This window comes from Pseudoalteromonas piscicida, from assembly GCF_000238315.3.
Taxonomy (GTDB): Bacteria; Pseudomonadota; Gammaproteobacteria; order Enterobacterales; family Alteromonadaceae; genus Pseudoalteromonas; species Pseudoalteromonas piscicida.
In genome coordinates this window covers 143,218-167,876 of record NZ_CP011924.1, presented here as the reverse complement: position 1 = coordinate 167,876, position 24,659 = coordinate 143,218, and the positions used below count along the sequence as shown (strand labels likewise).

General features: G+C 43.7%; 13 protein-coding genes. 9 read left to right on the top strand and 4 right to left on the bottom strand.

The features are described from left to right. Positions 1 to 181: 181 nt before the first annotated feature. Both PPIS_RS00840 and dapE read right to left on the bottom strand, forming a co-directional pair. Positions 182 to 628, bottom strand: a complete 447-nt coding sequence (locus tag PPIS_RS00840) for an Hsp20 family protein (protein ID WP_010370781.1) — start codon at positions 626 to 628, stop codon at positions 182 to 184. A gap of 155 nt (positions 629 to 783) precedes the next feature. Continuing rightward, complete coding sequence (gene dapE, locus PPIS_RS00835) at positions 784 to 1,965, bottom strand: succinyl-diaminopimelate desuccinylase (RefSeq protein WP_010370778.1); 1,182 nt, start codon at positions 1,963 to 1,965, stop codon at positions 784 to 786. Between the two features lie 259 nt (positions 1,966 to 2,224). Here dapE and PPIS_RS00830 point away from each other — a divergent pair, with 259 nt between their 5' ends. Further along, a complete protein-coding gene (locus tag PPIS_RS00830; RefSeq protein WP_010370776.1) occupies positions 2,225 to 2,875 on the top strand; it encodes an OmpW/AlkL family protein in 651 nt (216 codons plus the stop codon). Between the two features lie 74 nt (positions 2,876 to 2,949). Here PPIS_RS00830 and PPIS_RS00825 read toward each other — a convergent pair whose 3' ends face one another. After that, positions 2,950 to 3,483, bottom strand: a complete 534-nt coding sequence (locus PPIS_RS00825; RefSeq protein ID WP_026345578.1) for an acyl-CoA thioesterase — start codon at positions 3,481 to 3,483, stop codon at positions 2,950 to 2,952. Positions 3,484 to 3,683: 200 nt separating this feature from the next. Here PPIS_RS00825 and PPIS_RS00820 point away from each other — a divergent pair, with 200 nt between their 5' ends. Then, positions 3,684 to 4,250, top strand: a complete 567-nt coding sequence (locus tag PPIS_RS00820; RefSeq protein ID WP_010370769.1) for a hypothetical protein — start codon at positions 3,684 to 3,686, stop codon at positions 4,248 to 4,250. A gap of 24 nt (positions 4,251 to 4,274) precedes the next feature. On the opposite strand, the gene tyrR is transcribed toward PPIS_RS00820, so the two are convergent. Next, complete coding sequence (gene tyrR, locus PPIS_RS00815) at positions 4,275 to 5,831, bottom strand: transcriptional regulator TyrR (RefSeq protein ID WP_010370766.1); 1,557 nt, start codon at positions 5,829 to 5,831, stop codon at positions 4,275 to 4,277. A gap of 434 nt (positions 5,832 to 6,265) precedes the next feature. Here tyrR and PPIS_RS00810 point away from each other — a divergent pair, with 434 nt between their 5' ends. The 7 genes from PPIS_RS00810 to PPIS_RS00780 are packed head-to-tail and all read left to right on the top strand — an operon-like array spanning position 6,266 to position 24,657. Beyond that, positions 6,266 to 8,326, top strand: coding sequence for a CapA family protein (locus PPIS_RS00810; RefSeq protein WP_010370764.1), 2,061 nt, complete (start codon positions 6,266 to 6,268; stop codon positions 8,324 to 8,326). Positions 8,327 to 8,341: 15 nt separating this feature from the next. Then, entirely contained in the window at positions 8,342 to 10,315 is a 1,974-nt protein-coding gene (locus PPIS_RS00805) for a hypothetical protein (RefSeq protein WP_010370760.1), read from the top strand. Beyond that, positions 10,316 to 13,420, top strand: coding sequence for a poly-gamma-glutamate biosynthesis protein PgsC/CapC (locus tag PPIS_RS00800; RefSeq protein ID WP_010370759.1), 3,105 nt, complete (start codon positions 10,316 to 10,318; stop codon positions 13,418 to 13,420). Beyond that, on the top strand, positions 13,407 to 15,659 hold the full coding sequence (locus tag PPIS_RS00795) for a hypothetical protein (RefSeq protein WP_010370757.1): 2,253 nt from the start codon (positions 13,407 to 13,409) through the stop codon (positions 15,657 to 15,659). The genes PPIS_RS00800 and PPIS_RS00795 overlap by 14 nt, the downstream gene beginning before the upstream one ends. Further along, positions 15,646 to 16,398: a hypothetical protein gene (locus tag PPIS_RS00790; protein ID WP_019647400.1), complete on the top strand. Its 753-nt coding sequence runs from the start codon at positions 15,646 to 15,648 to the stop codon at positions 16,396 to 16,398. The genes PPIS_RS00795 and PPIS_RS00790 overlap by 14 nt, the downstream gene beginning before the upstream one ends. Then, positions 16,377 to 20,600, top strand: a complete 4,224-nt coding sequence (locus PPIS_RS00785) for a hypothetical protein (protein WP_010370753.1) — start codon at positions 16,377 to 16,379, stop codon at positions 20,598 to 20,600. Before PPIS_RS00790 ends, PPIS_RS00785 begins: the two co-directional genes overlap by 22 nt. Then, complete coding sequence (locus tag PPIS_RS00780) at positions 20,590 to 24,657, top strand: capsular polysaccharide biosynthesis protein CapB (protein WP_010370750.1); 4,068 nt, start codon at positions 20,590 to 20,592, stop codon at positions 24,655 to 24,657. The genes PPIS_RS00785 and PPIS_RS00780 overlap by 11 nt, the downstream gene beginning before the upstream one ends. The last annotated feature ends 2 nt before the right edge of the window (positions 24,658 to 24,659 follow it).

Below are 24,659 nucleotides of genomic sequence, written 5' to 3'. Positions count from 1 at the left end.
AGTGACTGACTATGACCCAGTGGTACACCATTTCGTCTTTTTACGTATTGTCTTAGTCCTAGTTTCATTTTCTGGGGGATAACAAGTGAGGCATAACTTTACTAATAACAAATGCTTTGTATTTAGGCAAAAAAAAGCCGCCTGACGGCGGCGAGTTGGAAATCAATAAATTAGATTGATATTACTTGTTTTCAAGCAAGTTGCCCGAGCCAATTTCTATTTTTCTTGGCTTCAGTGCTTCTGGGATCTCACGCTCGAGGTCAATAACCAGTAAGCCGTGCGCTAAGTCTGCGCCTAATACTTTGACATGATCACCAAGTTGGAATTTGCGCTCGAATCCGCGTTCGGCGATCCCTTGATGAATAAATTTACGCTCGTTGGCTTCTTCAGTCGCTTGCTTTTGTCCCTTTACGGTCAACGTATTGTTTTCTGATTCCAGTGTTAGCTCTTGCTCGGTAAACCCTGCAACAGCCATAGTAATTTGATACTTGTCTTTACCTAGCGCTTCAATGTTGTATGGTGGATAGCTAGGTTGTTTATCTGTTCTCGCAGCAGCATCCATCATAGAAGCTAAATGATCAAAACCGATAAATGAACGATATAATGGTGATAAATCTACTGTACGCATAATCTTGTATCCTCTTAAAGCTATACATAGGTGCTCACTCTTCAAAAAGAACCAATAAGCACTTTTAAAACAAATAGTTATTTAATTTATGAGGCCCTATCGGCGTCCTCATAAAGCTATTTATGGTCAGCAGATTTATTTTCAAGAAAATTCTTTTAAAAATTTTCAACTTTTTTAAAAAACCTATTTAAAACAGATAAGTATATTTTTTCTATCGCATGCAGGTCGCTGAGGGATAGATGTTCATTCACTTGATGAATTGAATCATTCTTTACCCCGCATTCGATCACTTGTGTTTTTCCGGTCGCAAAGAAGCGACCATCGGAGGTGCCGCCTGCCGTACTTAAACTCGGATATTGCCCCGTTGTTTCTTGGATTGCTTGTTCTACCAGCGTTAAGAAACAGTTTTCTTGCTTTGCGCCGGTATAAAACGACTCACAAGGCCGCTCCCAACTGATCGCTAACATGGCACCAGATTTAGCCAGCGACTCTTGGATATAGTGCACAACTTCTTGGCTCTTATAGGCATGGCTGTAACGAATATTAAAGGTGATTTCACATTCTGCTGGCACTAAATTATCCACGATATTTGGAACTGTGATCCCAGTAACTTGCAGCGTGGTTTGCGATCCCGCTTCATCTTTCCACCAAGGTAAAAGCGCGAGTTGACTAACCAACTGGCCTGCGATGTGAGCTGCATTAATCGTTTGTTCTGGATAAGCCACATGCCCCGCTCTTCCTTTAACTTGAATACGCCCAGAAATCGCCCCACGACGACCATTTTTAACCGTATCTCCTACCACTTGGTGTGAAGTCGGTTCACCAACCAAACAAGCATCTAGCTCGATGCCATTTTCAGCTAATCGCTCTGCAATCAATTTAGAACCAAACTCCGCCTCACCTTCCTCATCAGAAGTGAGCAACCAGTAAAAGCTTCCTCGTAATTTTTCACGATGCTGTAGTAATGTTTTGGTTGCAGCAAGCATTGCGGCAACGCCACCTTTCATATCCGCAGCACCACGTCCATACATCACGCCATCAATAATCTGCGCACTAAATGGTGGCACAATCCAGCCTTTATTATTTGCAGGCACGACATCCACATGACCAGAAAAAGCAAAGGTTGGTCCTTGAGAGAAGCGATAACTTGCAATTAAGTTTTTTACTCCCTGCACCTCAAACTGCTCAATAGTAAAGCCCAGCGCGGCGAGTTGCTCTGACATGAATGCGATAGTGCCTGCATCATAAGGCGTAACCGAAGGCGCTTGGATCAAACGCGTTAATATCTCTGTCGCGTATGAAGTACTGAGGTTTTGATACTGTGTTGCTAGTGACATAACTAAGAATGATTTGTAGGTGAAATCTAGCAATTATTTAAAGATGTAACTTTGACCACAGCATTGCAGTTTTAATGCAAATTAATGACATTGAGAAAACTTAATCTAAATCAAACTTTCAAAAATTTCTGAAATCTTACAATTTAAAAATTGATCTAGAACAGTTTTTCATTTTTTGAACCCTTTTAAGATGGCTTCATTGAAAACACACACTGTTTCACAGTTTAAAAATGTCCTCACATAGGGTTAGGAGAAGAAAATGAAAACTTTAAGCGCTGCACTTTTATCTACTCTGCTAGTTGCTGCTCCCTTCGCACACGCAAATTTCAGTGTTAATGTTGGTGCTATTAACGTAAACCCTGACAATTCGGCTTCTGCAATTGATCAAGATAACTCTCTTGGTCTAGTTGCTGACTCAAATACTCAGCTAGGTATCACGCTTGACTACCACTACAGCGATAACATCGTATTTGAACTGGTTGCGGCAACACCATTTTCTCACACAGTTGACGGTGCTGGTGGCTTAGCAGGTGCTGAAATCGCTGACATTAAACACTTGCCACCAACATTACTTGCACAGTATCACTTCTTTGATGCAAGCGCTAAGTTTCGTCCATTTATCGGTGCAGGTCTGAACTACACAGTATTCTTCGATGAAGAGCCAAGTGCAGCACTGAAAGCAACACTAAAAACTAACGACGTAGAAGTTGATTTGGATAGCTCTTTTGGTATTGCATTACAAATTGGTTTTAACTACGACTTAAATGAAAAGTGGGGTCTGCATGGCATGATCTCTAAAATGGACATTAATACCGATGCAACTGTTTACGCTAACGGCGTAAAGGCACTAACATCTGACGTAGAGCTAGACCCTGTTGTAGCAATGTTCGGTGTGAAATATAAGTTCTAATACCTAAACCGTATAGAACACAGAATTACTGTTACTTTCTCAATCCCCAAGGCCACTGATGTGGCCTTTATAGTTTATAGATTACTGTTTTTCTTTGCCTCTAACATGGCTTTCCAATGCATAATCTCAGGAGATAAAATAGGTACCTCACCGTCAAACCCAGCCACTTCTAGCATTTCTTCGACCGCAACTACACCGCCCTTACGTTTGAATACCCCACGCACATATGCAATCGCGTGCAGTCCACGCTTAGAATGAAAGCGCTGTTCAATGTAAAAGTATTTGTGATCCCATCCCACCACCTTAGTGGTAATGGTAAATTTTTGCAGCGGCTTGATATCGCGAATATAAGTAATCGCCGTTGCGTTCACAATTGGAAACCAGCGGCGTTTCATCACAGCTGCAAATAACCCAACTCGCTCTGTCATCCAAGTGCGTGCTAAGTCCATAAATGCGAGGTATCGTGAATTAGTCAAGTGCATATTGATATCGCAATCGCTTGGCAGGGCGCGGTACTCAATATCTATCGGAGACAAAATGGAATCTGCTGTTTGTTTATTCTGTCTTATTCTCCAAAACAGCAGCAGTAAACGAAAATATAAATTCATAACAATGGTCTTACCAGTTAATAATTTTTCGATTCTAGCATAGCAATTCATATTCTAAAGTGATTATTTTGCTACGCTTGCGTCTATAACCGATACATTACTTTGACCCTTGGTTGCGGTAATGCTGTCGGTAAACTAGATTAATAACCTGAGCTTCAAAAAATGAACGCCTTTCTAGCATGACCAGAAAGGCCCATAAAATGAGCTTAAAAACAATGAGTTCGGTTGTTACATACGCGAGCCTCAAATTAAGTAAAATAGCTGAAGTGAAGTCAATGAAAAAATTATCCCTTGTTACCTGTTCCACCTTATTTGCCTTTTCCAGTATGTGTTACGCAGACTTTGACTATAAAGGAGAAGGCGCGCTAACCTACCCAACCGGTGTAGAGAAAGCGTTTGAGTTTGGTTTTGCTTGGAACAAACAGACTGAACAGTTTCGCATCGGTGCAAATCATTATGACATGTCTGAACTACCAGAGTCTTACTCAGTTGCCATTACACTGAGTAAAGACGATACCCGCGTGTGGATCCAAGAATTCAATCAAGGTTTTATTTCTGAATTTAAGTGGCAAATTGCAGATCATCACATCTCTCTTGTGAAAAAAGAATTTAGCGACTCTGTAAAGGGTAATTACGTCTTAACGGTAAATGGGATAGATTACTTCTTTGCGCGAGATAACGTGAGTATCACAGTCTCTTTTGAAGAAGATGGCATCAAGAATATTAAGGTAGATGGCGTGACAAAAGACATGGGAACTAAATCATAAAGGCCACATTACGTGGCCTTTAGATCATACTTTGACTGTTTTTCTATTTATCCCATACTCACGCAGCTTGTTGGCTACGGCTGTGTGGCTTAATCCCAAACGTTTAGCCAATTGCCTTGAACTCGGATAAGCGGGGTAAAGCTTGCGCAACAAGGTTGCTTCAAATCGCTTCACCGCTTGGTCCAACGTCCCTTCAAAATCAGACTCCAAATAACCTAAGTCATGGGTAAAGGTCGGTAAGTTTAGATGCTCAGTACGAAGCTCTTTATCATCAAGCAACGAAACTGCACGATAAATGGCGTTTTCTAGCTGCCTCACATTACCAGGCCAAGGGTAACTCTCTAAAAACTCAATACATTCTCTAGCAAGTGTTGGCGCTGGATGACCATTTTGTTGGGCATATTTTTGTACAAAATGTTCAGCCAAAGGCCCGATATCTGCTTTTCTATCTCTCAGTGGAGAAATTTCAAGCGTTAGTACGTTAATGCGATAGTAAAGGTCTTCTCTAAATACGCCCTCTTGAACCATGGCAGGCAAGTCTTTTTGCGTTGCAGCTATGATGCGAACATTAACCTTAACTTCATTCTCGTCACCGACTTTTCGGAACGTGCCGTCTTGTAAGAAACGCAGTAACTTAGTTTGTAACTGGGTTGACATTTCACCCACTTCGTCAAGGAATACCGTGCCACCATCAGCCTGTTCTAATACACCACGTTTTGGCGCTGCATTTTCTTCATAGCCTGCATAACCAAAAAGCTCAGACTCGGCAACGTCATCTGGCAGCGAAGCACAAGAAAGCGCAATAAACGGCTTTAACGAACGGTTAGACGCATAATGACATGCTCTAGCCAATAGCTCCTTACCCGTACCAGTTTCACCTGTGATCAGAATTGGCGCTTCTAGCTGTGCCATTTTTCTGGCTTCACGCACGACTCTACGCATGGCTGTGCTGTGGTTATGAATCGTCGCAAAACTTTCTTGGCCATAACGACGAAACGCACTGACTTGTTGTCCTAATCGCGACTGCGATTTAATGTTAATCACCGCACCGGCTAATACATCGCCTTCGATCCCTTGGGGCACCGAAATTGGCAAAATATCAGCAATAAAATCTTCCCCACCCACTTCTACACGGGTTGTCTGGCCTAACACCTCTTTACCTTCTAACCAACGGGTAAAGTTAAACCCTTTCAAAAGGTTGTTAATGTTGGCACCGATCACTTCCTTTTCAACCATGTTAAGGTCGCGACAAGCTGCGTCATTGCAATGACGTACCCAGCCTTTAGCGTCGATAGAAATTACACCATCAGGTAATGCACTGAGCAAGGTATTCAGCTCATTATGCTCACGTTCTGACGGTAAAAACGCTGTGGTACGAACATCTTCAACACCATCGATTAAGCGGATCTCAGGCATAATCTTCTGAAACTGTTCAAATTCGATGGGTGGAAAGCTCACGTACATTCGACAATTTACTGAATCGACTTCTATACCTTTCAAATCGACACGGTAACTCACCAAGATATTGAGAATTTCTTGGGCAATACCAATACGGTCAGCGCAATGTATCTCTAGACGCATTTGTTCCTCAAAGCGGGTTTTCACAATTGACGAGATCATACTCTAAGAATAGCTGGCCGACTAGAAAAACGTAAAGAATATTGAACAGAATTTTAGCTATCCTCGCAAATTCTTGTCCTATACTAATGAAGAACTGAAAAAAGTTGTTTTTTAAGACGTTTTTAAGCACTTGTTAAGTTTTTGATTTCGAAACTTACATTCCATTTCTAAGGATTGCAACGCATAAAGAGTTACAGATATAATACTAAAGAATTGGATAATGTATCTTTTTTGAAAGCAGGCTAACCACAATGAAAAAAATCTTAAATGTAGTATTACTATTTGCGCTCACGGCCTGCTCAGTAGAGGACCCAAATGAAACAGGTCCTTCACAAATCGATAAGGATGAAGATAAAAGCCAATAAGATAGGGATAACCAGACGCCCAATTTAAGCGTGTTGCTGCAAAACACAGCAGCGACGCCCATTGCCAATGCAAGTCTCACGATAAATGATCAGTTATTTACCTCAAATAGCGATGGTATCTTTGACCTGTCGGCTCTAGCATACGGCGCTTATGTTGCGGAAATATCTCACCCCGATTATTTACCCTTAGTTTTTACCTTAGCGAATCAAAATAACAATGAACAGCAGCTCACGCTTGAACTAAAAGCTAAGTCTAGCACGCTAAAAACCTTACTTTTTGCGGGTGATACCATGTTTGGGCGTCGTTATTTCAACCCTGACCTCATTACCATGGGAAACTCATTGCCCAGCACCCCTGACGGACTTATCCAGCCCCAAAGCGCAGGATCTGATGCCCAAGCCCTAGTGCAGTTTATGCATCCTTTATTTAAACATGTCGATTTTGCTTCGGTTAACTTGGAGTCTCCAATCCTAAAAAACCCAACCACGGTCCATCCAAGTAAAGAGTTTGCATTTTTTAGTCTGCCAGAGTCATTAGTTGCCCTCAATGATTTGGGTATTGACTATATCGCACTTGGCAATAACCACGTTTATGACTATCGAGCATCTGGACTGAACGATACCTTGAAGTACGTCGAGCAAGCCGGACTAAAACACAGTGGCGCAGGCACAAGCGCGGCAGAGGCATTTAAGCCCTATAGTCTAAGCCTTGGTGAAGCAACCATAGACTTTGTTTCCGCGACTTCTATTACAGGCGATCAACATACCGTCACTTATGTGGCATCAGACGCTAAAGGGGGAGCTGCCGATCTAACAGATACCAATGGTATGAAAGAAACAGTGGTGCAAGCCAGTAACAACGGCCGCTTTGTTGTGGCTCAGCTTCACGGCGGTGATGAGTATTCATACGCACCAACGGCGTATATTTCAAACCGATTTGATTTACTTTCCAAAAATGGCGCTAACTTGATGATTGCCCATCATCCTCACGTTGCGCAAGGGTTTGGCTTATACAATGGCGTACCAAGCATACTTGGGCTAGGCAACTTTGTGTTTGAGCAAAATCGTCTTGAAACCTTTTTAGGACTGATAGCTGTGGTAGAGTTAGAAACTGCAGGCACACCTAAAATCAGTGCACTAAAAGCCTATCCCGTTTATCTAGAAGATTATGTTCCTAAGTTTGTAAGTGGCGACCTTGCCAATGCCCTACTAAAACGTATCGCTGAATTTTCTTCACCCGAAGTCGGTATCTCATTGCACTCGGGATTTGCAGAAGTCACCTTTGATAAACCGGTTCAAGCAAAAGCAACCGAGCAACAAGTTATTACCTTAGAAGCCGGTGAGCATATTGTCGATTTACGCCAATATTCAAGCAGTGCTGAGTTCCTTAGTAAACTCACAGCTAGTGATGCTCAAGCAGAGATTGTGCTTGGACGGGACTTATTGTTCTTTGGGGATTTTGAAGACTGGGACAGCGATAACGAAAAAGGGGAAGTCTCTCGTTGGTTAATTGAGGCCGACGATATCGCGCCGTGTTTAGTCGGCAAATATCGTGGCGTACAAGGGCTTTGTTTACAACGAACGCAATTTAACGAAACACCAACGCGTGTGCCGTTCAAACACACAATTCGTACCATGCCTATTACACCAGCGCCGAGCACAGCACAGGCTTACCATGAGCTCTCGCTCTTTGGTTATGCCAAAGGAGAGAACGCTGGTGAGTTTAAGGCTGATATTCGTATCTTAACATCAGAAGATAGCCTTATCTTTTCTGAGTCAACGCCCCAATTAAAGCCAGCGGGGAGCTATGAGTGGCAAACGTTTAGACAAGACATTACCTTACCTGACGATTCCGTTGTGCTTGGTGATGAAGGGCTGCCTGCTCGTGGAGTCCAGTTTGGCCTCTCCATGGCGCCACCAAGTAGTGGTGAAAGTGCCTTATTTTTAGATGATATTGCGATGATCTCGTGGCAGCGCCCTGTGCAACTTCAAAACGGTCAGTGGCAAAGCGCACAAATCCATGGCCAAGAATTTATTAAAGTAAAAGTAGCGAAGACGACTGAGCTGACTCTCACTTTTAGCCAACAATAAGAGAGTAAAAAAAGCATGTCGGTTTTTAGTCAATTAAACTTTATAAAACGCCAACGTGAGTTTTGGCTATTTATGAGCTTATTCGCTATTTTGTTGATCGCCTCAGCGTCCGGCTTGTATAAACAGGTAAACCTAATCGGGTTACAATGGTTTTCTAAGCTCAACACCACACAAGCAACGCAAGTAGTCGTGATTGAAGCGGAAAACTTACAACAACAACATCAGCAGTTGGTAAAAATACTCTCTGACTATCAACCAAAAGCCGTTGTGTTCTTTGCAAATACCGAACTTTCGCCACAACAATACGATGGCTCGATTTACTATCCATTCAATACGCAATCGGTTTGTCTGTTGGAAACAGAAAATTGGTATGGCAGCGCAATCAGCCTTGCACCACCAGCAAACACGTGTGACATACTGTGGGATAAAATATTTCCGCAGCATGGTGAATACCTCAACAAAATCATAGACTACTCGCTGCCTTATTATTCACTACCAAAATTCAGTGCGCAGAGAGTACTTGATGGTGACCTATTCACAGCACAACTCAGCGAAAAGGTCATCTTAGTTGCTCAGCATTCAAAGTTTTCACGCTTGAATAGTAATGCTTATTTTGGTGCGCAAGAACTTCCGCCTGTTTACCTACAGGCATTTATCGCCAATAGCTTTGCATCCGACAGCTTTATTCAGCCTTTAAATAAAGTGACGATAGTCGCACTCATGGTACTAGCATCAATATTTTTCTTAGTGTGGTACCAAAGAAATGCGACCAAGACCAATGTCATCATTGCGGTATCCACCAGCATATTACTGATCATAAGTGGCCTTGCTGCGCATCATTGGTACTCCGTGTTATTGCCGCTTGGTGAGCTGCTATCTTTGATATGGCTGACGCTACTTTGGGTGTTTATCTCTTTGAAATGGTCAGAAGAAGAAAACTTAAAGTCTCTCATCGCCCTGATCCAGCAACGTATGATGGGTCGATATCTACCACGGCACTTTCTTGAGCATAATGAACCTTGGGATGCAATAATCCAACTGGTTAATCAGCAGCTTAATCTGAGAAGAAGTATCTTTCTCACTCGCTTAGAGGGTGACCACAGAGTAACTGAAATACGCGCGATACACTGCCAGCTCAGTGATATCTTAGAGATGCGACGAGATTACGAGCGAGTACCTTATTCCGATGCAATCAAAGCCTTTGGTGCTATCAAAATTACTCGTCCTTTCTTCCAACATCTCGCGGAAGATGAGCAGCAGTATATCGCACCCTTGATGTACGCAGGAGATGTTCGGGGTTTTTGGGCGCTAACCGTCACTCCTCAAGATAACTTTGATGAGCAAGCATTTATTAAAAATGTAAATCTCTTTGCACATCAAATTGGTGAATTATTATTCCACTATAAAGTATTTTCTGCTGAGCAAAAAAACCTCAAAAGCACACTGACTCGGGCGCTGACTTTTTCTCTAAAGGAACCGTTAAGTCATAAAATCAAAAATGCAATTAATGAGATGGATCAAAAACTCACCTCATTGGAGCATGTCTTCAACCAGCTTCACAGTGCCAGTATTTTATATAACTTATTTGGCCAAATTGTGCAGGTAAATGAATCTCTTGAACGCTTTGCGAGAGAGCATAAGCTGTCTATTTTCGACATGTCCGCCTTAGACTTACTGTGTCGCTGTACCGAGATGGATAGTGAACAAGCTAAAGGAAAGCTGCGCTATTTAACCCTAAAACGTGGCAAAATCGTATTACCCGTATATTTAGACAATCGAACTTATTTACTAAGCATTCGCGCCTTACTCAAACAATCAACCAGCCTTAACGCCAGTACCCCATTTGAAACCAGCGGGGTGTTATTTGAATTTATTGACCTTGGCGAGCAGTTATCTCAGCTAGATGATAAAGAAGCCTTTTTAACACACTTGTCAGAGCAACTTGCGGTTAACGAGCAACTTTTGCCTGAAGAGTGGGATGACGAATAGATGGACTGGACGCTGACGCTATTCCCAAGTGCGGGCGGACTTGGGCAGTCCGTTATCACGTGTGTTTGGATAGGCATCGCGGTTGTTGCATTTTTCAATCTAAGGTTTGGCTTCCCGTTAACTGGTTTAGTGGTTCCAGGTTACCTAGTCCCTTTATTTATCGTGAGCCCAACATCGGCTTGGGTGATCATTGTTGAGGCCATTGTCGTTTATGGCTTAATGCGGTTTTTTGCCAAAACACTTGTTGAGCGACTGGGCTATGCAGAAATGTTTGGCCGCGACCGATTTTTTGCCATCGTTTTGTTAAGCATTATTGTCCGAGTTACCATGGATGTGCTGTTTTGGCCACTGGTCGCCGCGTACTTAACACAATGGGACATCACTTTTGATTACGCCGCACAGCTTTATAGTCTCGGGCTGATTATCATCGCCTTGACCGCCAATGTAATGTGGAATGGCGGCTTTAAATATGGCATAAAAGTCACTGCTATTCAGTTGATTGTTACCTATATCATCATTCGTTTTGGATTGATGACGTTCACCAACTTTAGCATTGCCAATCTTGCCGTCATGTACGAAGCTGTTGCGGCCTCCATTATTGCAGCCCCTAAAGCTTATATTATCTTGGTGATCACCGCGTTTATCGCATCAAGGGCTAATTTAAAGTACGGCTGGGAATTTAATGGCATTATGCTGCCTGCGCTGCTAGCTCTGCAACTGATGCAACCCACTAAGCTGCTCACATCATTCGTAGAAACAGCGGTTATTTTAGTCTTTGGATATGTAGTCTTAAACTTTACTCGTTTAAAACACGCCAATATCGAAGGCGCACGACTCATGCTGCTGTTTTTTAATATTGGCTTTGTCTACAAACTGATTTTAAACTACGTCGTCGTCGGTTACTTTCCAACCTTAAAAGTGACCGATACCTTTGCTTTTGGCTACATGCTATCGACCTTACTCGCCCTTAAAATTTACCAAAAAAATGCGCTAGGCCTTGTGATCCGTGCAACTTTTCAAACCTCAATTGTTGGTGGCTTTATCGCCATATGTATTGGTTTTGCAATTATGGTTATTCCAAGCCTATTCGTACAAAGTAATACATTAGCGATAAATGAAACAGCCAGCGATTTAACGCTCGGCCAAGTGATCAGTAATTACAAGAGCCAGCTGTATACTCAAAATGCGGCTAACGTTAATGTCAGCCAATATGTGACCGAGCAGCAACGTAGCCACTTTAAGCAAGCAATTAGGTTGCTTAAGCAGGATAGTGAGTCACGCTATGCCGAGGCCGCCACCTTACTGCGTCAAGCCGACTTTTCTTTGCAGCGTACGACACAATTTTTAGTAATAAAAGACAATCAACAAGATCATAAACGCGGCCTGTTTATCATTAATTTAGCTGCTCAAAAAGCCCATATCATCAGTGTGCCTTACCCCACCGCTGAGCGTCTTGCCAGCGAAGCTGGTGGGATATTGTTTTCGTATTGGCAAAGTCAGGCTATGGCATTTGGCAATGCGCGACCTAACCAAAGTGGCAATAAGAACGGCAAACAAAGCGAGTTCTACAGTGACTTTTTCATCGCGATGGATACCCCAGAGGTAGTCCAACTCAGAGAAATTAATCAGCAAGTAAGCCAATTGATGCACCAACACAGTTTAAAAGAAGACGCACAGATGTGGATATTTAACAGTGTGCCAAGCTCAGTACAACAATCTGAACTTGCTACCTTGTTTAACATCAACGATGCACACTTTGGTCTCGCGGCAAATGCACCTTTACCTTACAGCCAGTTCCATGGCCAAATGATTGAGGCGTATTTAAGCTCGGATAGCTATTCGTCGTTGCTAAGCGCATATGGCCTGCAACGTATCGACAAAGACATAGATAAAATAAGCACAAGCGATGAGAGCATACAGGCACTTATTGAAGCATTTTCCAGTCACATTAGCGCCAAAGGCAGCGGTGCATTTAGCGCACTGAGCGATACCAGTGCTGCACTGTGGGAATATGAAGTGTTAAGGCCGTTATTTGCTATCACCCAAAATCTTGAGATAGTGACAACGCCGGAAACGCTTGAGGTAAGACTGAGTCAGATAAATCGCGTAGCAAACCTATTACAGTACCAATTAACTTTAGTTGAAAATAATCAAGGGCAATTCGTTGCGCTTTCTCCTTTAGATACCAAATCTGCCTATGATTTGGGTCAAGGGGTGTACTTTATTGCCTTGCTGGCTAAACCATCCCTCACCATTGCGGTGCCTAGACCACTCTTTGAAAGTAACACCTTGGAGTTCTCTGGGCAGTTGTTTACGGCCACCCACGCAAAGTTACTGGCAATCGCTGGTGCTCACCCGTATACCAGCATCGATGCAAATGTCATGGCAGCCGACAACGTGCGGTCATTATTTAATGTGGTGTATCAAAGTGCACAGCGCTACTTTTACGACAACCCCTTACTTAATTTACAGATCCGCAGTCATAGCGCGCCTGCAAGCATCAGACCTTCAGCGCTTGCGTACCAATTTACAACGCCTAACCCTATTCATAATGACACCATTGCTACACTACAAAGGGTGCTAGCTGATCTTGGTGTTAATACTCAAACCGTATTAGGACAACAAGCAACAAGAGGCTTAGAACTCGGTACCACACCGCAGTCAGGATATCAGCTGTTCGCACCAAAAAGTGAGTTAGCGGCATTGTGGTTGGCATCGGATTTTAAATCGCACTTTGCCATTACCAACGATGCTTTATTGCAACGCCTTTTAGCCGTTGCACACACACCTAAGCTCAAAGTAATCGATTTGCTTGCCCTCTCTCCAAATGATTGGCATGAGGCGAGTGCGCAATTTATTGACGCACTTAATGTGGCCACAGGACGTTATGCCACCACCCAACATTTACCAATGCTCCAAGCGCTTTGTCAATTTGAAAGCCAATGTAAAATAAGCGCCTTCAGCACGCATAGAAATGGTGAGCTGGGATTAATGTTTACCCGAGATAACGTATTGCTCGCGCTATACTTACCAAGAAGAAATCGCGTTATTGATTTAGCCACTTATGCAAAAGCGGTTCATGAGGGGCGTTATGTACTGGATTAAGCAGATATTACGATTTGCTATTTTTATGGCTTTGCTGCTACTTTTTGTTTGGTTCGCCGTCACTTTATTTGTGTGGGTAAAATCGGCGGAGCCTTCAAATACCTCGACCTTGTTTAATATTCGCTCAAATGTGCATTGGCTAAAAACCGATAGTGCACTGAAGTTTTCCTTTTCTGCGTCTCGGACCATGTCTCTCCGGGTGTTGTCTAATGGAATATTCGAATCGCAGCCGTTGGATGATCAGCCTGTCAACTATGCTATTGAATATCAGTTACTTGATGCAAAAGGAGCGATTATTTATCGCGGTACTTATCACCATGCAGCTAAAGCCGCCTCGAACGACTTTCAGCAACAAGTAAAACAGATCATTGAAAACCGTGAAGCGTTGGCCGTGGCGTCTGGGCAATCCTTTTATTTAAATCGTGAAGAGTTACAACAGGCTGCAACCATCACGTTAAAGCTAATACCAGAAAATGCTCAGCTTAAAGGCGTGGTAGTACGCGTCCATGCCCAAACCAGTAACAGTATTATCGACCCTGCCAAAGCATGGCTGAAAAGGCCAACTGAGTGGCGTGAACGCATGACGAATTACCACACCATAGGTGAAAACGCCTTAACCAACGAAGAAAAATACAATTCGGTCATGTTAGATTGGCAAAAGCTAGCGCCACAGGGCGTGCCTAACATCGACTTTCGTGCTGACTTGTTATATGAGTCACTCCCCTACAATGTGCTTAATCATGATTTTTCGACCCAGCTAGACTTAGATAGTTTGTTTATTTCTGAGCAGCTAAGCGCAAGTTTTCGCGTCTATGAACACACTGAATATTTATTAAGCCATCCCGAAAATGCAAATCTTACTTTTGTTTGGCATGATTTACGCCAACTCAACGCGCCAAAGCCACTAACGCCTGAGATGCTAGCCACTACCCAATCTAGACTGAGCAACTTACCTACAGGCCTTGTTACCATTAGCGCAAACGCCCCCACCAGCATTCGGGTATTTAGCAATGGCGTCGACCCTATAGTCCCGCTGCATAGTTATTATTATATGCTCAACGCGCAAACGCCGGTTTACTATCAAGTCTCTCCTAAAAGCGATATCGCTTTAGAGTGGCGTGCGCCCATTGGCAGCACTCTCTCTGTGAGCCTCTACAGCAACAATGAGCGGATCAAGGACTATGTTTTTACCGCAACGGCAGAGCAAGCTTTGTTTGATAGACTGATAACTGAAACCACAGAGCGACAAACCTTACCAACCGCAGAGAAGCGTTATTTGGCAATACCAGATAACGTTAATCAAATCAAAATTGAAGCCGAAGACGCGATGGTAAAGCTGCAAGCCCGCAGCCCAACATTTAATTATCTGAATCATCGCTGTGACCCAGTGTGCGACCCTGAAAGTCCGATTTATCAGGGAATTGATGCATGGTTTAGCCAAAAGGCTGACAACCATTACCTCTTTCATACACAAAAACAGATAGCATCGGTGCGCTTATTTGAAGCGCCACCTGAAGTACCAGAGTTGCTGCCTCAATACCGATCCAAAGACTTAGATCAGCTTTTAGCTGTATCGGATATCGCGTTGGTGCCCATTGAGCAAGCTTACTTTGATAACTCAGTACCGCAAATGGAGTTTGAATATCGTCAGGTAGCTAAATCTGCACTCTTTAAGCTAGGTAAAGCAACAAGCTACCCAAGCAGTGTGATTGTGAAGCAAAAGCGTAAACCAACACTATTTGAAGTTCCGCTAAACAGCTTACAAATAGAGGAGTTAGCTAATACCCAAGCACTTTTCATCAATCAAGGGATCCCAAGAACCGTGCGGAAGATCCGCCTGTACAAAGTAGCGAAAGCAACGCCACTCACTGTTGCTGTTAGCGAGGATAACTTGCAACCTATCGCTTTGGTCGTCAAAGTGTTTAGTGCCGACCCTCAAGATGAAATTACGGTAGCAACCGCTCTGGATAGCACTAAGGTAATCACCCCAAGCGATGAATACACCATTTTAGCTAAACACTTTGTACTACATCTAAACCCAGCACAAACGAGGATGTTTTTTAACCCTAATCACGCGGAGCTGTACGAGTACCCAAGTATTACTTTGCCGCTGTTTCAAGACTTAACATCGCCTAAAACCATGACGCTTCGCTTTTCACATGATGTTTGGATAAGTGTATTAGAGGAACATGAACAGCCTGATGCAACATTAAACTGGTGGCAAGATGAGACACCTTAGTCGCTACGCACTTTACATTACATTGTGCCTGTCATTGAATGTTAACGCTGCGATTCCCGACAGCAGCAAAATGGCGCAATGGTTTAACCAACCTGTAGCGCTCGATGGCTGGCAATTTACGCACCAAGCAGAGCAATTTACACTGACGCCAAAGCCTCAAAGTGACGCGCACGGCGAAGTCACGTATGCGCCAACGCATCGGCCTTGCGTGGTGTCTGTTCCACATCGCTTTCATGATAAACATACGCTGACCATTGGTGAGCACATTTTCCAGCACAGTTGCCAAGTGTTACTGAACAACACAAAACACAGATACGATAACAATGACACTGGTAAAACCTATGATTACGCCAAGCAACCTCACAATATTCACGCGTCAGCTATCATAGCTTTTACATCTTTACACCCAATAGCAAAAGTGTTCCAAATACATGGGTTTAGTCAGAAGAAGCGAAAAACCGACGCCGGTAAACTAAGCGAAATAATTTTAAGCCAAGGTAAAACAAATGACGACACACTATGGAAGTTGAAGTCTTGTCTTGTTAAGCAAGGTTATCGGGCGCTGATTTACCCTCAAGAAGTGCAAGAACTTGGCGGGACGCAAAATATCATGCATCAGCTTGCGCTTCCTGAATATAGCTTCATCCATATTGAGCTAAGCTATCAAACAAGAAAGCAATTAATTAATAACAATCAACAACTAGAGCAGTTTACTAAATGCGTGCAATCACTTTTATAATGACACTACTGCTGTTTGCAACGATATCTCGAGCCAATGAGGTAGGGATACAAACGGCTGCCCAATGGATTGATCTGTCACGTATGCAATTTATCCAAGCCAATGCTAACAAGCACTTTGCACCGCAGCAAAAAGCGTGGCTGTTTTTGCCAAGTCACGCGTGGTTAGTAACGACACCAAATGCCCTCGAGACATTCGAGTTTTTTGCAGGGGAAACTCCAAAGCTACAACGTGCCATTCCAACGTCCGATTGGTTATGTATTCAATCCCGCTGCCAACTGAGTGCAACAGCACAAAACCGTTTAATTCAGGTTGCATACACAGGTGATAAAGCTCAATCTCTCGCGCTTTGGCAAGGCAGTATGCACAGCCATAGAGATCCGTATCGAAGAGCACTCAGACTGCCAGGACTTGACGACCAAATACTGCAATTAGCACAAGATACAGAGCACTGGTTTCACCTACAACCTACACAAGTGACAAGCGTATTCTTTGAGCACGCTAAAAAGCTCAAACTAGAGGTTCGAAAAGATCTGCACGCGATTGCGCAAAATGGTACTGTCACAATTAAAGTTAACGGTGAGGTTATCAGCACCATTGCAATATCAGATATCCAAGCGGATGAGTACCTTGAGCCTAAAGTCGGCTTATCTAACCAAGATTATATTGCTGTCCCGCAAGGTAGTTACCTCACTATCACAACATCGGTGCCTACCTACCTTAACTTACTACAAATGCACCGTGGTATTTACGACGACAATGCAGGAATAAAGCAGCAAGAGTCGTTATTTAATCCGTATTGGAATAAACAGCTGAACGAGCAGCTTAGCGCCCTTTACATGAATGGTGATACTTCTCCACTCACTTTTAGCGCTACTGATACAGCATTGGCGGTCAAACGTAAGCAAATGCTTAACGATATTGCCTCTACACTGTACTTTTTAACGCCAAGCTCCCCTCAACCGCTCACTCATCATGTTGCGATAAGTGGAGTAACACTGGGCAGCCGCAGCGCCGCTGGGCAAGTGCTGCTCACCTCGAGCGCTCAGAGAGTCAATTACATTACATCATCTCAGCCACTTAACTATCGTCTTGAAAACATAGTGAGAGTTGATAATGCAATTACCTTGTATGTTCGAGCAAGAACGCAAGAGCGCTTAACCATCACCAGCGAGCATGGCCGACATACGCTGCTTGTTGCGCCTAGCAGTCATTTTCAAAGACTTACCCTACACATAAATCCAGCATCCAAAGCTGTGACGATTGAAGGTGCTGCGCAAGCGCTTGATATCGCTGTAGCAGTCAACCGATTACAACCATTTCCCGACTTCTTGACCATGACGCAAGAAACGCTAGGCCAAGGGCCACTCGTTCAAGGTCTGTTGGCAAGAAGCAAACAAAATCGAGCGGACACTTATCATTTATCACTGAGTGGGCTGAGTGCGCCGGAAATAAGCGTTAAGACAGACAGCCACGACCAGTTTACCGCCACTAAAGTGCTTGCGGAACTGCAAATGGTAGCAAAGACCAAACCCCTCATGGCGCTTGCAAAACTAAAGCCGTATTTGAGTGGTCATAGTGAGCAAGTTACGTTAATGGCTTGGCAACTTAATATTGCTATTTTGACTCAGCTAGAACGCAGTGGAAACGCCGAGGTGTTACTAAAGTCATTGCTTAAAAGCACCGCCCAATCTTTAAGAGAATACGCTGCCAATGAGCTACTCTCGAGATATTTAGCAAGGAATGAATATATCCAAGCTAGCCTATTATGCGCTGCCCACGAAACCGATATCACGCAATATCAATGCAATGATATCCTGTTGACATATCTACTTGACTCCGGGCTTCAGCAAGAAGCGCTGTGGACAAGCCAGCAAATGGCATTAACACCAAAACAGGCCGAACAAATCGCGGCAATTCAAACAAATGAACTTACCGAACCACAATACAGCCTCAGTCACTATGGTTTACAAGTCGTGGAGTCACTGGATGATCAAACTGAGCACTATCCGCTAAGTTCAGATAAACCAATCAAGCTGGTTGCTAAAACACCTTTGACGCTCAAGCTAAGTGCACGTGCAGCCTACCAAGGACAAGAATACAAAAATACCCAATGGTTACTGTATGAACACAACACCAAAACCCGGCTTTTACCCATATTTAGTGATATTGCAGCAAACTTACAATTGCAACCACAAGCGACTCGGTTATCCATTGCATCACAGCAATATATTCAATTAGCAGCAAATGAAAGCCTCACGCTTTTCAGTAATAATGAGTTGTTTGTAGAGATCCGGGTGCAACCAGACACCGCGAATACTCCGGCTTTTACAGATAAGTCTGCACTCTTGGTTAGTCGCGCTGAAGCGCGTATAGCAAATGAGCTCAGCGCTAAAGAAATTGCGATAAATGCCTTGTATCAATTGAGTCAGCAAATATTGTCTAATGAAAGCTACAACAGGGTCCTTCAACGTCTACAGCCAAGCTTATCGGGTGATGCCGTTTTAACCGATTTATATGCCCGCTTGATGCGCTATGGTCAATGGCTTGCTGCGGAACAATACACTAGCTATGTTGGCACACAAAAGGTAAAAGTTGATACGCTTGCGGCGCAAAGCGTTGGTGACCAGATCACCGCACACCTCACAGAAAATCAGCCGTCAGGCCTGCCGCTCAGAGCAAACGAAATACTGACTATTGATTTTTCTGAGTATCAACAAGTGCAAGTAAGGGTAAAGTTTGCCTACTCTTCCGCCAAGCAAATCGTAGCACCGCCTGCTAATGTAGAACTAGTAGGGCCAAATCAAGGTGATGTGATCTCATTGCAGCCAACGCAACCGCTCTATTACGGCATTAAACAAATCGAGACGCAACAGGGACTATTGCAATTACGTTGGCTCAACCCTCTATCGGGGCAAAGCGTGAGCGTACGTCCGCAATACTTCAACCAAGGTCAATGGCGTGATATCCCATTGGATACGAGGCAGATTTTTTATCGCTCTGATGAAACAACCCCAATCACGGCGAAATTAACTCGAGATAGTCTGATTAAAATTGAAACCTTTGCCGATGGTATTAGAAATGAAGCCACCTATTTTCACCCAGCAGGACAAGTCTCACTAAGCGGCCAGCAACAACCAACGTTAGCACGCATGTCTATCTGGACGTTAAGTCCAACATTGCACCGCGTTAATCTAGTACCTGAAGTGCCAATGTTCTTAAAAGCCAAGCAACAGTTAACACCAACAAGTGCTGAGCCCGAATTTCAGCAAGCTCGCATTGAAACTGATGAAAGTAGCACTGGCGTCGAAGGATTTTTGAATATTGATAGCGACGACATTGTACAGACAACGGAGCCTAGCCCCAGCCGTACCACACTCGATTTAGGTGTATCATTGAGAGTGAAGGATGAGAATAACTGGTACCGCATCGATACTTTCTACACGATGGATAATCATCACCAAGACACCTTCTCTATTAATGGTCAATATGATTGGCTCTCACAGCAGTCGAACTGGTTTGCAGAAGCAAGAATGCGTAATCGCTGGCAGGATGCAACGGCAATCAGTGAAACCCATTTAAGCTCTAGTATTTCGGCAAAGTTTGGCCAAATTCACCGTTATAACAGCGGTTTTAGAAGCATTTGGTGGTGGCAGCCTTTTTACACGTACACCAGTATCAGCAAGGACGAATTTATTGCAGACGAGCAAATTGGTCCTGATATGTACACCTTTTACCGTAATAATCACAAGCACGGCTGGCAAGCGCATGCTGGGCTGCGCTATCAGCCTTGGGTTGATAGTTACTTCAGCTCCGGCGTTACACTGACGTCAAATCAAGATTGGCAAACGCTCGACAATGCACTGTTTTCATTTGATTGGTATCAATTTTATCAAGGCCATATTTTTCATGCCGGATTAACATCAAGCTATGTATTTGCCGATCAGAACCGTCCTAATCCAACATGGCAATACTTAACTCAATTGGGTTGGCAAACGGGCTTTGACTTTAGTCATAACACCGCGGGTTGGTTAGGTGTAACTTGGACTCAAGACTGGTTTAACAATACCCATCAGGTTGGGCTACAAGTACGTTTAGGCAACTTACAGCAAACCGCTTTTGCCCCCTATGCTCACGATGAAATTATTTTTGAATCGTTACAGCTAAGTCATTTATTAGAGCAAGATTTACATGAGCGTTGAAGCCTTAAAGAGTCAATTAGAAGCCCTATTTTTTGCCGAAACTGAAAAGTTTTGGCTGAACTTGTATCAACATAAATACAGTGCGTTGATCGACGAATTGTGTGCATGGGAACTCATTTACAATCGCCCTGAAAACGAGGATGAAACCGACTGGCTGGTACTTCAATCTATCGCCTTTTTACGCCATAAAATTGAGACTCTACATGAGCAAATTTTGCTGCTTGAGGTATCCCACACCGGATTTGTACAGCGTATCGCTAAGTCTGAATTTGCCAGTGAAAAAGAGCTTCATATTATTGCATATGCTCAAGAACTTGGCACCACTAAAGCCGCGTTAGAACAAGATAAAAAAGCTTTTTCACGATGGTTTGACGAAGGTGCTGTAGTTGCTCGATATCAACATCAAGTTGCCGCTATTGAGCAACAGGTTAAATTTTTAATCGCCAAACTTGGGGCGCTAACGAATCGATATTTACGTGCTCACCACGATACCCTAGAAAATGCCTGGCAACGCTTGGATTTACAGCCATTTTGCTTAAATTTACTCGCCCATAGTCAAAATCAACATATTCGTCATGGCTTGATCCGCGCACTGGTGAATATGGTCGCAACCTTAAACAACTATGAGGTCGACTCAGAATTAGACGCAGAGCTTATCGCCAAACTTATTGAATTGCTTGAGTCTGACAATATGCCCTATCAGGCAATCGTCGATATTTTAGAGATCTTAATACATCAACGCCCCACCTTTATTCGTGCCTACATGTGGGCTTTGCTTGAAGAAGCGAACGATATTGAAAATAGTCAGCAAGTTGATGCCGAAGTACTCTATATTTTGAGTATCTTTCCTAAAATTATTGTCAGCCAGCCAAAGCTTACAGAAAAAGATCTCAATATGCTTTGTGCACTCAGCGAGCACACCTTACCTAGGGTGCGCCAGGTTACGCTAGAGTTTGTCGAGTTTTATCCCACATCGTTTGCACAAGAGTTAATCGCCAAGCGGTTTGAGCAAGAGAATGAGAATGCCGTACTTTTTACCTTGATAAAACAGTTATCCGCCGACCGCTTTTGCCAACACGATTTTGCATTTTTACTGTGGCAACGTGTGCTAACAGGCGACTTTAGTATGCAGCTCAAGCGCTTAGCGCTTGAGCAAAGCGCGCGTATTATGCTGAATATGCAACTTGAATCAAATCAAGCCGATCTCTGCTTCAAAAGGTTTATTGATACCTTAAATGACTGCTTATCGAACGAAACGAACATCGCCGTTTGCCGTTATATCGCCAGAGCCAGAGAGCAGCTAGGTAGCTTCTATCATCAAGCCATCATCGCGCAGCTCAACGCTTCCCTTGAAGCCAACGAACAAAGTGACGCACTGGCAACTTGGTCTCGTGATGAACTGGGCCGCTCACTTTCTTATATCGCGCAGCGCGGTCAAAGTCTTAATGCCTCAAAAACAAAAGCTGGCTGGCGTATCCAACAAGGCTATCGTCAAGCAAGAAGGTTGTGGCGAGTAATACACGAAATAAGACAACCAAGTACCGATAAACGTCAAAGCTATTCTCATACCAAAGCGAAAAAGCCCAGCGTATCGATCCACGTCCCTAGCTGCACTACCGCGGAAATTAGCGAAACAAAAGTGCCGGGGGAGTTGCTCTTTAATATCGCCGAACAAACGAGTCGACCACATCTACCATTACTCGACTTTTTGCTAAGTGTACTGACTAATGACCACAGTAAAGAAGACGCCAAAACCTATACGCCGGATGGTATTTTAGCCGTTACTCCGCCATCAACTTTGTGGCGACGCCTTAAGGCGTACTGGACCATAACATGGCAGTTTGCAGAGCTAGACCGCTTACGAAAAGGCAACGAACTTGAGCAAGGTAAGTATTTGGATGCACTTAACACGCTGGGGTTTTCGCTACGCTTTAGTGCCTATGGCGACATCGCAAAAACGCCCTTTCCTGTCGCGAAAGACATTCAGCAACTTTATACTCGCTCTGGTGCCACCTCAGCGCTACTCACCATTTGGAGCAGCTTTAAAGAATACGTCGATGCCATTTATCAAAATAGTATTTCGCAGCTGGTTTTCTTTGTGCTTGCATTTATTAGCTACTTTTGGACTCGGCATATTTATGTCAGTAAAAGAATAAAGCAAAATCGCAAACACATTCCGGTGTCCATTGGCGGCTGGGGAACACGAGGAAAATCAGGAACCGAGAGGCTGAAGTCAGCTTTATTTAGCAGCTTGGCGCTGAGAGTCGTGAGCAAGACCACGGGCTGTGAAGCGATGCTTATCTATTCAAAAATTTCTGGTGAGCAATATGAGATCCCGCTATTTCGGCCTTTCGATAAAGCGAGTATTTGGGAGCAAGCTGATGTGCTACATTTTGCAAAACAGGTAAAAGCGGACGTTTTCCTGTGGGAATGTATGGGCCTGACTCCGAGATATGTGAAAATTCTAGTGCGCTGGATGAAAGACAATTTTGCTACCATTACTAATGCCTACCCGGATCATGAAGATATTTTGGGCCCAACAGGTTTGGATGTAGCAAAAGAAATGTCTGCCTTTTTGGGCTACAACACCCAAGTGTTCACCGCCGAGCAGAATATGGCCTCCGTGCTCAACTTGGCGGCAGAGCAAAAAAACACTTCGCTCATTCAAATTCATTGGGGTGATGGGTATCAAATCACGCCTGACATTCTCGCAAAGTACCCCTATGTTGAGCATCCGGATAACATCGCCTTAGTCTGCAAAATGGCGCAATATATTGGCATCAATAAAGACTATGTGTTCAAAGAAACGGCTTCTAGGGTTATTCCCGATGTTGGCGTGCTTCAGCAGTTTACGACCGCAAAGATTGGTGCAATCAGTCAAAGCTTTATCAACAGCATGTCTGCCAACGAACGCCTAGCAACGATAGAAAATTGGAAACGCTTAAACATCGTCGAACAGGGAAAGCAGGGGCAAATTGTTGCTCTGATTAATAATCGCAACGACCGCGTAGCGCGCTCGCAAGTATTTGCGAACATTCTGGCCAATGATCTGCATTTTGATGCCATTGTGGTGATCGGCACCAATATCGATGGCTTCTTTAAGTACTTTATGGTTGCACTGGATAATCTCTTACACAGTATTTTCAGCAATAACGACCACGACGCACTGCGCGATTTACTCACACGCTTTAGGCTCACATTATCGCGAGATGCACTGATCGCATCATTAAATACTACGGCAACCAAGCTGCCTGAGTCTGCGTTTTCAAGTCTCGACTCGCTGCAATCGCAACTTAATAGCGAAGACGACACACATCAGCCCACTCTAAAGCGTTTTGAGGCGTGGACGATTGCCCAGTCGCTTTTGGAAGTTGAAGACCTGAGCACCAGGCTTTCGCAAACAGCAGCGCTTGCAGAGCAACTTGCCGCCCTCAAATGTACGTTAGTGCATGATAGTGACATCAAGCCTGATGCCTTAAACCAAATCATTGCCAAACAAGCACTGCCAAATGAACACCAAATTATCGTCGGCATGCAAAATATCAAAGGTGCGGGACTGGGCTATGTGTACATGTGGCAAAAGTGGCAGTTGTTTCATCAGCATTGCGAGCGCCTAAGCCGCCGCAGCGTGACACAAACTGAGTTTAGAAATGGCTTAAGTAGAATTTTACAACAAGAGGAGCTCAGCGCGATTGAATGCCAATACTTAGCTGACAAGCTCGACTTGTTCGAAACGTTGCCCAATGCTCAAAGCGAATTTAGCCAAGCCGAATTGACGCAAATAAAGCGCAAACTAGAGCAACAAATGCAACGCTTAGAAAGTAAAGATAATACTCGGGCTCGCTCGCCACTAACACGCTTTTTGAATAAATTGGTCGAGTCATTTTTAGATGCCGGCGCGGCGGTAAAAAGAAAGAAAATAGCAGTTCAGGTATACAAAGATATCGCCGATTTTAGGATCACAATAGAAAAGGCAACCCTTATTTTAAGTGAATTAAATCGCTCGCAAAAACCTGGATGGTTGAAGTTACAAAATGGTAAGCGCCGCAAAAAATAGCT